Annotated in this window: 9 protein-coding genes; 4 read left to right on the forward strand and 5 right to left on the reverse strand. The window is 65.3% G+C overall.

The window, feature by feature from the left end:
* Window positions 1-4: 4 nt before the first annotated feature.
* Window positions 5-1,291 (reverse strand): DUF3422 family protein, encoded by a 1,287-nt coding sequence (locus IE101_RS04195; RefSeq protein WP_189632737.1) that lies wholly within the window; start codon window positions 1,289-1,291, stop codon window positions 5-7.
* A 187-nt stretch (window positions 1,292-1,478) separates the two neighbouring features.
* Between IE101_RS04195 and IE101_RS04200 the strand changes: the two genes are divergently transcribed.
* On the forward strand, window positions 1,479-2,273 hold the full coding sequence (locus tag IE101_RS04200) for a carbonic anhydrase (RefSeq protein WP_189632515.1): 795 nt from the start codon (window positions 1,479-1,481) through the stop codon (window positions 2,271-2,273).
* 51 nt (window positions 2,274-2,324) lie between these two features.
* On the opposite strand, the gene IE101_RS04205 is transcribed toward IE101_RS04200, so the two are convergent.
* Both IE101_RS04205 and IE101_RS04210 read right to left on the reverse strand, forming a co-directional pair.
* Complete coding sequence (locus IE101_RS04205) at window positions 2,325-3,773, reverse strand: NAD(P)(+) transhydrogenase (Re/Si-specific) subunit beta (protein ID WP_189632516.1); 1,449 nt, start codon at window positions 3,771-3,773, stop codon at window positions 2,325-2,327.
* 15 nt (window positions 3,774-3,788) lie between these two features.
* Window positions 3,789-5,363, reverse strand: coding sequence for a Re/Si-specific NAD(P)(+) transhydrogenase subunit alpha (locus tag IE101_RS04210; protein ID WP_189632517.1), 1,575 nt, complete (start codon window positions 5,361-5,363; stop codon window positions 3,789-3,791).
* Between the two features lie 581 nt (window positions 5,364-5,944).
* Between IE101_RS04210 and kynU the strand changes: the two genes are divergently transcribed.
* Together kynU and IE101_RS04220 are read left to right on the forward strand one after the other, a co-directional pair.
* Window positions 5,945-7,141 carry a kynureninase gene (kynU, locus tag IE101_RS04215; protein WP_189632518.1) on the forward strand — a complete coding sequence of 399 codons (1,197 nt, stop codon included), beginning with the start codon at window positions 5,945-5,947 and terminating at the stop codon, window positions 7,139-7,141.
* Window positions 7,142-7,321: 180 nt separating this feature from the next.
* Complete coding sequence (locus IE101_RS04220; RefSeq protein ID WP_189632519.1) at window positions 7,322-8,563, forward strand: L,D-transpeptidase; 1,242 nt, start codon at window positions 7,322-7,324, stop codon at window positions 8,561-8,563.
* 66 nt (window positions 8,564-8,629) lie between these two features.
* Here IE101_RS04220 and IE101_RS04225 read toward each other — a convergent pair whose 3' ends face one another.
* The gene (locus tag IE101_RS04225; protein WP_189632520.1) at window positions 8,630-9,418 is read right to left on the reverse strand and encodes a gamma-glutamyl-gamma-aminobutyrate hydrolase family protein; all 789 of its coding nucleotides are present in this window, start codon (window positions 9,416-9,418) and stop codon (window positions 8,630-8,632) included.
* 191 nt (window positions 9,419-9,609) lie between these two features.
* Here IE101_RS04225 and copM point away from each other — a divergent pair, with 191 nt between their 5' ends.
* Window positions 9,610-9,975 (forward strand): CopM family metallochaperone, encoded by a 366-nt coding sequence (gene copM, locus IE101_RS04230; protein WP_189632521.1) that lies wholly within the window; start codon window positions 9,610-9,612, stop codon window positions 9,973-9,975.
* A 32-nt stretch (window positions 9,976-10,007) separates the two neighbouring features.
* Here the strand turns inward: copM and IE101_RS04235 are convergent, their stop codons facing one another.
* The gene (locus tag IE101_RS04235; protein ID WP_189632522.1) at window positions 10,008-11,837 is read right to left on the reverse strand and encodes an ATP-binding protein; all 1,830 of its coding nucleotides are present in this window, start codon (window positions 11,835-11,837) and stop codon (window positions 10,008-10,010) included.
* Window positions 11,838-12,001 lie beyond the last annotated feature (164 nt).

The following is a 12,001-nucleotide window of genomic DNA, read 5'->3' on the forward strand; positions in this document are numbered from 1 at the left end:
AGGATCAGTGGCCCATGCTGCGTTTGATGCGCCGCAGCATGAGCCAGACGCCCGCGATGACGGGTGGGACCAGGAGTGCCATCATCGCCTCTTTCGACAGATGCGCGGCCTTGGCGAGCGGATAGGCGGCATAAGAAGCGAGGCTGACGGCATAGTAGCTGATTGCCACGACCGAGAGGCCTTCAACCGTGTGTTGCAGCCGCAGCTGCAGGTCGGCGCGGCGGTCCATGCTTTCGAGGAGCCGCTGGTTTTGTGCGCTGCGTTCCACATCGACGCGGGTTCTTAGCAGCTCGGCCGCGCGGGCGGCGCGTTCCAGCATGGTCTTGAGCCGGGTTTCGGTCGATTTCACCGTGCGCATGGCCGGATCGTAACGGCGCATCATGAATTCGGAGAAGGTCTGGCGACCATCGATGCGTTCTTCGCGCAGGACGGAAATGCGCTGGTTCACCAGTGCCTCGTAGGCGCCGGTTGCACCGAAGCGGAAGGCGCAGCGGACGGCGAGGCTTTCGAGTTCGGCCGAGATCTTGAGGAGATCATCCAGCAGCACCTCGGGCGAGCGGTCCATCACGTCAAGCGCGGAGACGAGGTCCGAGAGACGGGGGTCGAGCGCGTTCAGGCGACCCGAAAGATCGCGCGCGCGGTTGAGGCCCAGCATGGACATGGCGCGGTAGGTCTCGATCTCGCAGAGGCGCTGGACGATGCGGCCGATCCGCCTTTGGCCCACCCCGTCGCGGACGAAGACGGCAAAGCGCATTTGACCCGCGGGATCAATGCGGAAATCGCCGGCAATCACTGCAGCGCCGTCAACGACTGCCGAAACCGCAAGGCTTTCGGCCACGAACCAATCGTCAATGGCGGCCAGCATGTCGTCATGGCTGGCAGGCATCCGTTCCACCCGCACGAGCAGCGAAACCATCCGTTTTCCCGGTGCGGCGGCGATCCAGTCGGCAGGAAAGACGCCCGATTCCGCCGGATCGAAGGGCCGGACCGAGACGCCGGGGCTGAAGGCGGAATAGGTCACGAACTCGGTGTGGCTTTCCCATTTCAATTCCGCCCGGCCGATGGGGCCGGAGAAATGGGTGGCCTCGGGCTGGGGATGGGCAGAGCCGTGCCGGTCGAGCAGCGCGATGAGATGCGCCCGGTCGCGGCCGCGGTCGCGGTTCTGTGCTTCGACCGGTTCCTTGATGGCGACATAGGCGGCCATGCAGGGGGCAGCCAGCGCCGGAAAGGGCCGGGCGTGCAATTCGTTGACAAGCGCATAGCGCAGCGGATGGTCGGCAATGGCGGGCATGGGGAACCAAGACATGCAGGGCTTTGGCGGACCTTAACGAGGGGATGACAGATTTATATGCCTTTTCAGCCGCTTGACGGTATGCCTGCGCATACTTGTTTTTACGCAACATGCCGGGGGCGCTCAAACTTTGCGGGATTGGGGCCGTTATGGGCAGGAAAGCCCCCTGCCCGAGCCGGAGCCCCCCATGTGTGACAGCTGTCTTCCCCCGCCCCCCGCCGCGCGTCTGATGCGCCCAAATCGGCGGCATCTGCTGGCGCTTGGTTTGGGCGGGGTGGTGCTGGGGGCGCCGCTGCGCGCCTTTGCCGAAGGGGGCGCCCCCGAGGCCGCCGCGCTGACCGGCGATGAATGCGCGCCCTTCAACGCGGGCATGCAGGCGGTGATGACACCGGATGAGGCGGTGGAGCGGCTGATCGCGGGGCATCAGCGCTTTCAGGCCGGGGCAAGCCTGCAATGCGACCTGCGGGCTGAGGCGCTGGCCACGGCGGAAAAGCAGACACCTTTTGCCTGCATTCTCAGTTGCATTGATTCCCGCGTGGCGCCCGAGCTGATCTTCAACCAGCAGATCGGAGACATCTTCTGCGCCCGTGTGGCCGGAAACGTCCCCACAACCGAGATCGTGGGCAGCTTTGAATATGCCACCAAGGTAGCCGGGGCAAAGGCGATCATGGTCCTGGGGCATAGCCACTGCGGCGCGGTCAAGGGCGCCATTGACGAGGCCGAGGTGGGCGACAATCTGACCGATCTGCTGCGCCTGATGGAACCCGCGATCCAGGTCACGCCCCTTGAGGGGGAGCGGTCGTCGCACAATCACCCTTTCGTGGAGGCGGTGGCCCAGGCCAATGTGCGCGTCGGTGTGCAGACACTGCTGATGATGAGTGCGGTCATCCGCGAGTTGGTCGAGGCCGGAGAACTGCGCCTCGTTGGCGCCTATTATGACATCGACACGCTGGAGCTGCGGCTACTGGAGACCGGCACATAAGAAAACGGGCGGGGTTTCCCCCGCCCGCTTCCTTGCATTCCTGCGCCCGGATCAGTCGATCATGGGGAGGAGCTGGTCGATGCTCTTTTTGGCGTCGCCATAGAACATGCGGGTGTTTTCCTTGTAGAAGAGCGGGTTCTCGATGCCCGAATAGCCGGTGCCCTGACCGCGCTTGGACACGAAGACCTGCTTGGCCTTCCAGCATTCCAGCACCGGCATGCCGGCGATGGGGCTGTTGGGGTCTTCCTGTGCGGCGGGGTTCACGATGTCATTCGAGCCGATGACGATGGCGATATCGGTTTCGGGGAAGTCCTCGTTGATCTCGTCCATCTCCAGCACGATGTCATAGGGCACCTTCGCCTCGGCCAGCAGCACGTTCATGTGCCCCGGCAGACGGCCCGCCACAGGGTGAATGGCAAAGCGCACATTCTTGCCCTTGGCGCGCAGCTTGCGCGTCAGTTCCGACACGCTTTGCTGGGCCTGCGCCACCGCCATGCCGTAGCCCGGGATGATGATGATGCTGTCGGCATCATTCAGCGCCGCCGCCACGCCATCGGCGTCGATCGCGATCTGTTCACCCGTGACCTCCATCGCGGGGCCCGTCGTGCCGCCGAAGCCGCCGAGGATCACGCTGATGAAGCTGCGGTTCATCGCCTTGCACATGATGTAGCTGAGGATCGCACCCGACGAACCCACAAGCGCGCCCACCACGATCAGCAGGTCGTTCGAGAGCGAGAAGCCGATGGCCGCCGCTGCCCAGCCGGAATAGCTGTTCAGCATCGACACCACGACCGGCATGTCGGCGCCGCCGATGCCCATGATCAGGTGATAGCCGATGAAGAGCGCGGCCAGCGTCATCACCAGAAGCGCCAGCGTCGAGCCGCTTTGCAGATAGACCACCAGAAGCGCGATCGAGATCAGCGCCGCGCCCGCGTTCAGCACATGGCCGCCCGGCAGTTTCTTGGCCTTGCCATCCACCTTGCCCGCGAGTTTGCCGAAGGCGATGACCGAGCCGGTGAAGGTGACGGCCCCGATGAAGACGCCGAGGAAGGTTTCCACCCGCAGAATGGAAATCAGCGCCCCGGCCATCGGATCATGCAGCTTGTGCGCCAAGGTGGCGGCAAAGCCCGTCGCCGCCTCTTGCGCCGCCGCATCCATGCCTTGGACGACGGCGAGTTCGATATGGGTGTTGTAACCGATGAACACCGCCGCAAGGCCGACAAGGCTGTGCATGGCAGCAACCAGTTGCGGCATCTCGGTCATCTGCACGCGCTGTGCGACATACCAGCCGATCACGCCCCCCACGACGATCATCACGACCGACACGAGCCAGTTGCCCGCCCCGGGGCCGTAAAGCGTGGCCGCCACCGCCAGCGCCATGCCGACAATGCCATACCACACCGCGCGCTTGGCGCTTTCCTGGCCGGAAAGCCCGCCCAGCGATTGAATGAACAGAACTGCCGCAACGACATAGGCGGCCGTGGTGAATCCGTATTCCATTGCTCGGCCTCCCCCTTACGACTTCTGGAACATGGCGAGCATCCGCCGGGTGACCATGAAGCCACCGAAGATGTTGATCCCGGCCATGAAGACCGACAGCGCCGCAAGGATCACGACCAGCCAGTTTCCCGACCCGATCTGCATCAGCGCGCCCAGGATGATGATCGACGAGATCGCATTCGTGACCGCCATCAGCGGCGTGTGCAGGCTGTGCGAGACATTCCAGATCACCTGCACGCCGACATAGACCGACAGCACGAAGACGATGAAATGCGACATGAAGCTTGCAGGCGCGTAAAGACCGGCCAGCAGGATCAGCCCGCCGCCGATCAGCAGCATTGCCACCTGATTGCGGGTCTGTGCCTTGAAGGCCGCGGTCTCCTTGGCGCGCTTCTCCTCGGGCGTCAGCTCCTTGGGCTTTTCCTTGGGCTTTTGCGCGGCGATGGCGGCCACCTTGGGCGGCGGCGGCGGGAAGGTGATCGCGCCTTCATGCGTCACGGTCGCGCCACGGATCACGTCATCTTCCATGTTGTGGAAGATCACACCGTCCTTCTTGGGCGTAAGATCCGTCAGCATATGGCGGATATTGGTGGCATAAAGCGTCGAGGCCTGCGCCGCCATCCGGCTGGGGAAATCGGTGTAACCCACGATGGTCACGCCATTTTCCGTGACGATCTTCTGGTCGGGCACCGTCAGGTCGCAGTTGCCGCCGCGTTCGGCCGCAAGGTCCACGATGACCGAGCCGGGCTTCATCATGGCCACCATGTCCTCGGTCCACAGCTTGGGTGCCGGGCGGCCGGGGATCAGCGCGGTGGTGATGACGATATCCATGTCGGGCGCAAGTTCGCGGAACTTCTTGAGCTGCGCGTCACGGAATTCCGGGCTGGAGGGGGCCGCATAGCCGCCCGTCGCCGCGCCGTCCTGCACCTGATCGGCGAAGTCGAGATAGACGAACTCGGCGCCCATGCTCTCGATCTGTTCGGCCACTTCGGGGCGCACGTCGAAGGCCAGCGTGATGGCGCCAAGGCTCGTCGAGGTGCCGATGGCGGCAAGACCCGCCACGCCTGCGCCCACGATCAGCACCTTGGCCGGGGGCACCTTGCCCGCTGCCGTCACCTGACCGGTAAAGAAGCGACCAAAGTTGTTGCCCGCCTCGATCACCGCGCGGTAGCCCGCGATATTGGCCATCGAGGACAGCGCGTCCATCTTCTGCGCGCGGCTGATGCGCGGCACCATGTCCATCGCCACCACGGTCGCACCGCGGGCCTTGGCCGCCTCGAGCAGATCCGGGTTCTGTGCCGGCCAGAAGAAGCTGATCAGCGTCTGGCCCTGACGCAGCAGCGCCACTTCCGACGGCTCGGGGCCGCGCACCTTCACCACGACATCCGCCGCCGCAAAGACCGCCTCGGCCGAGGGCAGAACCTCGACCCCCGCCTTGGCATAGGTCTCGTCCGAGAACCCGGCCTTCAGACCCGCCCCGGTCTCCACCACGCAAGTGTGACCCAGTTTCTGCAGCTGAACCGCCGAATCCGGCGTCAGCGCGACCCGGTTCTCCCCGGCATATATCTCTCTCGGTGCCCCGATCTTCACGGACTCTCCCCCGTTCTCAGGCGCCTTTCGGCGCGGCTTGTCCCATACTCGTTACCCGAGCGCGCAAGAATCGTATCCGTCGCGCAAGAAAATTTCAAAGCCTACTTTCTGCCATGCAGCAATCTTGCCGCTGCGTCTTTTGCCGCAGCAGAATCGCCCGCCCCGGCGACCGGACGGCCCCCGACACGACATGGCCACCGGGGGCAGCGCAGAGCTGCGCTTGCCCAATCTGCAGCGCCCGCCCCACGGCCCGCACGACAACCGGGCGCACCCGCTGCGCGCCCGGCCTGAACGACCGTTTGGGGTGATTCTGCAAATTCAGCAAAGCTGACACCCGTTCCTTTCTTTTCCCCCGTCACACCGGCGCCCCGACCGTGGAAAATGGTCCATTCGCCCGCGCAACTGCGACCTTCCGTCGCTTGTGAACGGCATCATCCGCGCGATTTGCAGCTTTGCAACCTCCAAAACCCCTTGGCGAATAAATCATTTTCTCTGCGCTTCCCTTAGGTCACGCCACACGCGGGCCTTGCAGCGCGCCCGCGCCCGTCGCACCCTGCGCGCCACGAAGGAGGACGCGCCCCATGACCACCGATTTCACCGCGACCCGCAGCCTGTTCGACCTGCCCGAAGGCGTTATTTACCTGGATGGCAACTCGCTTGGCCCCCTGCCCCGCGCGACCGCCGCCCGTGTCGCCCGCACCGTGACCGAGGAATGGGGCCAGATGCTGATCACCGGCTGGAACAAGGCAGGCTGGATGGAGATGCCGCGCGCCATCGGTGACCGCATCGGCCGCCTGATCGGGGCCGAAAAAGGGACCGTGGTCATGGGCGATACGCTCTCGATCAAGGTCTATCAGGCCCTCGCCTCCGCGCTGGAAATGCGGCCGGGGCGGAAAGTGATCCTGTCCGATACCGGAAACTTCCCTTCCGACCTTTACATGGCGCAGGGCCTGTGCCGGACGCTTGGGCCAGAGTATGAACTGCGCACCGTCGCGCCCGAAGCGGTGATGGAGGCGCTGGACGAAACCGTCGCCGTGATGATGGTGACCGAGGTCGATTACCGCACCGGGCGTCGGCATGACATGGCCGCGCTGACGGCGCGCGCGCATGCGGTGGGGGCGCTGGCGATCTGGGATCTGGCCCATAGCGCAGGCGCCCTGCCGGTCGAGGTGGCCGCCGGTGGCGCCGATTTTGCCGTGGGCTGCACCTACAAATATCTGAACTCCGGCCCCGGCGGCCCGGCCTTCATCTATGTCGCCCCCCGTCATGCCGAGGTGGCTCGGCCCGCGCTGTCGGGCTGGCTGGGCCATGCCGCGCCCTTTGCCTTCGACATGGAGTATCGCCCCGGCGCGGGGATTGAACGGATGCGCGTCGGCACCCCGCCGATCCTGCAGCTTGCCGCGCTGGAAGCCTCGCTCGACATCTGGGACCAGGTCGAGATGTCCGAGATCCGCGCAGCCTCGCTGGCGCTGACCGACCGTTTCATCGCGGGGGTCGAGGCCGCCTGCCCGGATCTGGAGCTTGCCACCCCGCGCGACCATGCCAACCGTGGCAGCCAGGTGTCCTTCCGCCACCCCGAAGGCTATGCCATCATGCAGGCGCTGATTGCGCGCGGCGTGATCGGCGATTTCCGCGCCCCTGATATCCTGCGCTTCGGCTTTACCCCGCTCTTCATCGGCCCCGAAGATGTGGATGCCGCGGTGGTGATTCTGGCCGATGTCATGGCAAACCGCCTGTGGGACCGTCCCGAATACCACGCCCGCGCCCGCGTGACCTGAACCCACCGCCCCCCTGCCGGCGCGGGGGGCGAAAACATTCCCGTGATCCGGCGCAATGTTGCCGCCGCGCCCCGGCGCCGGATCTTTTCAGATGTGGACGAATATGGAACCCTCGCCTAAGCGATGGGTTGGTGTATTTGGGATGACAGGTCCTTTGAGGATTACCGGGAGACGTTTGAAATGCTTCGCACTGTAATGGGCATCGTGATGGGCGGCGTGCTGATCGGCACGCTTTCGGCCTGCGTGCCCACGGACACGACTCCGGCGCTGACCGGGGCGACCAAAGCCCCTGAACCGCAATTGCCGCCTCCGGTTCCCGCAGACGTCGTGCAGGCCTATTCGGCCAAGCAGGACGGCAGCTTTGTCGTGCCCGCCGTGCCTGCGGACAAGGTTCCCGCCCATCTGCGCCGCCAGGAGGTGGAATACGCCAGCACCGACCCCGTCGGCACGATCATCATCGACCCGACGGCCAAGACCCTGCATCTGGTCACCGCGCCGGGCAAGGCGATGCGCTACGGCATCGCGGTCGGCAAGGACGGCTTCCAATGGGCGGGTGAGGCGATGATCACCAACCGCCGCCACTGGCCGACCTGGACCCCGCCGCCGGAAATGATCGCCCGCAAGCCCGAGCTGTCGAAATGGGAAAACGGCCAGCCCGGCGGCCCGACCAACCCGCTGGGCGCGCGCGCGCTCTATCTGACGACGAATGGTGTCGACTACGGGTTCCGCATCCACGGCACGCCGGAGTGGCAGTCGATCGGGCGCAACGCTTCGTCGGGCTGTTTCCGCATGATCAACCAGGACGTGATGGACCTGTATGAACGCGTGCCGAACGGCGTGAAGGTCGTGGTGCTGAACGCTGACGGGACACGGCCGACCAAGCTGAAGCTGCCGCCGCCCGCGCCGAAGAAAAGCTCGCCCAAGCCCGCGCCGAAGCCGGAAACGCCTGCGGCAGCGACCACCCCGGCGACGCCCGAAACCGCACCCGCAGGCGTGACGCCCGCGCCCACCCCGGCAACCCCGGCCCTGCCCGCCGCCCCTGCGGCACCGCTGGCAGGTGTGACGACGCCCGGCGCGCTGACCACCCCGGCGACCCCGCCTGCCATTGCGGTAACCCCAGCGCCCGCGGTGATCCCCGCGACGCCCGCCCCGGCAGCCCCCGCGCCGCTGGTCGCGCCGACCGCAACGCCCGTTGTTCCGGCCCCCGCAGCCCCGGTCGCAACCGCGCCGGTGGTGCAGCCGATGACGCCCGCGGCCCCGGCTCCTGCAACTCCGGCCCCGGCTCCTGCAACTCCGGCGCCTGCTCCGGCAGCGACGCCTGCGCCGGTTGCCCCGGCCAACCCGGCCCCGGCAGCCGCCACGACCGCGGCACCGGCCGCCAGCGGCGCCTGTGTGCCGACGGCTGAAAAGCCCTGCCCCTGAACGGGCGCAGCCATGAAATGAGAAATGGTGGCCCCACAAGGGCCGCCCTTTTCCTCATCTGGCCACTCAGGCGACAGAGCGCGCCCTGCCCCCAGATCGTGCGGCCCATTCCCGCGCCGCAGCGCCGAAGGCGGTGAACAGCGGCCGCGAGACCGGATCGCCCGCCGCATTCCACTCTGGGTGCCACTGCACCGACAGGGTAAAGCCCGGAGCATCCTTCACATAGATCGCCTCTGGCGTGCCATCTGGGGCATGACCCTCGATCACGATACGCGGGCCGGGACGGTTGATGCCCTGCCCATGCAGGGTATTCGTCATCACCTCTTCGGCGCCAAACAGCCGCGCAAATACCCCGCCCGGGGTAAAGCGCACCGGATGGCGCAGGGCGAACTTTTCTTCCAGCGATCCATCAGGCGGCATCCGGTGGTTCATCCGCCCCGGCAGATCGCGGATCTCGGGGTAAAGCGTGCCACCCATGGCGACGTTCACCTCTTGGAACCCGCGGCAGATGCCCAGAAACGGCTGACCGCGTTCAACACAGGCGCGGATCAACGGCAGCGTCACCGCATCGCGGCAGCGGTCGAAATCGCCATGCGCGGGCGTCGGCTCTTCGCCATATTCATTCGGATGGACATTCGGCCGCCCCCCCGTCAGCAGAAAGCCGTCGCAAAGCTCCAGCAGCTCATTCACGCAGACGAAACGCGGGTCCGAGGGGATGATCAGCGGCAGACAGCCCGAAACCTGGGCCACCGCTTCGGAGTTCATGGTGCCCCCGGCATGGACCGGGTAGCTTTCATTCAAGAGCGACATATTGCCGATGATGCCCACGACGGGGCGACGGGGTTCTCTGGTCATGGTGGCGCTTCCTTCCGCCTGCTGAATCTATGCTGCTCTGCCGCGCGTTTGAAGGGGGTTTCCCCGGCGGCGGGGTGCATCCGCGCAGGGACGGCGTGCAAAATGGGCAGATCCGCCGCTCACGCCCAGTTGACTTGCCCTTCCCCCACTGGAACCTGCCAGACTGTGGGCGCAAGAAAGAGGAGAACCCCATGAAAAAGCTTCTGCTGACCGCCGTCCTTTTGGCCGCGACCCCTGCGCTGGCACAGGAAGACATGGACCACGGCGCCCATACGGGGCATGGGATGGGCGGGGCCGAGGGTCCCTCGACCGAAGCCTATCGCGCCGCGAACGACCGGATGCATGCGGGCATGGGCGGCATGGCCTATACCGGCAATGCCGATGTCGATTTCATTACCGGGATGATCCCGCACCATCAGGGCGCGGTCGATATGGCGAAGATCGTGCTGGAACATGGCACAGACCCCGAGGTGCGCGCCTTAGCCGAAAAGGTGATTGCGGCGCAAGAGGCCGAAATCAAGTGGATGCAGGACTGGCTTGCCCGCCAGCCAAAGTAAACCCGCGCCGCCCGGAACTGGCGCCTGCCCCGTCAGGGTGCGGGCGCCGCCTCCAGCACCCGCAGCAGCTCGGCCTCAAGGTCCACACGGCTGAACGGCTTGCCAAGGTGGCCGTCAAACCCTTGTCGCCGCATCTCTTGCACCTGATCGGCCATCGCAAAGGCCGTCACCGCCAGCACCGGAGGCATCCGCCCGCGCTGGCGCCGCATCTCCTGCAAGGCTTCGACGCCGCTCATCCGCGGCATCGAAATATCGAGAAGGATGATGTCGAAATCCTCGGATACTGCCGCCTCGACCGCGCGGACACCGTCTTCGACCATGGTGCATTGCAGGCCCAGCTTCGTCAGGAATCCCCCCAAAATCTCGCGGTTGACGAAATTGTCGTCAGCCACCAGCGCGCGCATGCCGCGCAAGGATTTGCGCTGCTGGTCGCGCCGGGCCTCGAGCGCGTCTTGCGCATCGACCGCCCTTGGAAGGGGCAAAACCACGCGGAACCTTGTCCCGATGCCGGGGGCGCTGTCCACCGTCATGCCACCACCGCAGGCGCGCAGGATATGGCCCACGATTGCCATGCCCAGCCCGGTGCCGCCGAAGCGCCGCGCAATGGTGGCATCGGCCTGCTGAAACGGGGCTGAAAGCTGGGCCACCTGTTCGGCCGTCATGCCGATGCCGCTGTCCTGCACCTCGATCACCAGGCCGCCTTCCTCCTGATTGGCGATGGTGATGCGGACCACACCGCGTTCGGTGAACTTCACGGCATTCGACACCAGATTGTCCACGACCTGCCCCACGCGCAGCGGATCACCCAGACGGCGCAGGCCGGGGGTGCCCTCCCAGATCACGTCAAGCGCAAGCCCCTTGCCATGGGCCTGATAGTCGTGCCGCATCAGGATGGGGCGCAGCACATCATCGGGCGTAAAAGGAATGCTTTCCAGCCGCAGCCGCCCCGCCTCGATCTTGGCCACATCCAGCACATCGTTCACAATGCCCAGAAGGGTTCGCCCCGAGGCACGGATCGTTTCCAGCATCTCGGTCTGACGGTTGGGGTCGGGCTCTTCCGACATGAGGTCGATCATCCCGAGAATCCCGGTCAGGGGGGTGCGGATCTCATGGCTCATATGCGACAGGAAGGCGGATTTGGCGGCGCTCGCTTCGACCGCGGCCTTGTGATCCTGCGCGAGGCGCGTGACAACCGCATGAATGCCCACAATCCCGCCCGAGGGCAGGCGGCGTTCCTTGATGATCTCGACCGTCCCGTCCGGCAGTTCCTGCACCAGATCGCCATCCGCGCGACGATGGGCACTGATGCGGCGCGTCAGATAATCGGGATCAAGCCGTTCAGCCCCACGATACAGCCCCATGTCAAAGCAAAGCTGGGCAATATCGTCAAAGCGCATCCCTTCCAGCCGGGGGGTGGGATGCCCCTCGAAGATCTGGAGGTAACGGGCATTCCACAGCACCAGCCGGTCGTCGGGGTCGAACAGGGCAAAACCATCGGGCAGCGCGCCGATGGCCTCGCGCAGAAGAGCCGCCTTTACCTCATCATGCGCGCCCTCGGCCTGCACGGCCTGCCCGATGACAATCCCGCCCACCGCGGTGCACAGGCACCAGTCCAGTGCCGCCCATCCGCCCCCGGCCGTGGCATGGACCAACCTCAGACGCTGGACAGGATGGGTGGCATCCAACCGGGCACGGGCCGCCGCCAGCTGTGTCCAGCCTTCGGTCGCAAGCCCCAGCAGCGGATCATCGGATACAAGCGCCATCACCCCGGCGCTCGCCCCCAGAAAATCGCCGTTTTCGTCCCAGATTGCGAGAAGATCGGTCGAGGCGCGCAGCGCCCGCAGTTGGTCTGTGTCTGTCATTGTCGACCTCCGGTCTTGCAACCAAAGGGAATTGTCCTTGAATTGGATACAGAATGAGGCACAGCAATAACTTTCAATAAAATCGGCCAACAAGCCGCGTGCCTCATACCAACGTCAGTAAGGGCATAAATCAATCATTTACTTTCCTGTCATCTTTCTCAAAC

The organism is Gemmobacter lanyuensis, assembly GCF_014652355.1.
Lineage (GTDB): Bacteria > Pseudomonadota > Alphaproteobacteria > Rhodobacterales > Rhodobacteraceae > Gemmobacter > Gemmobacter lanyuensis.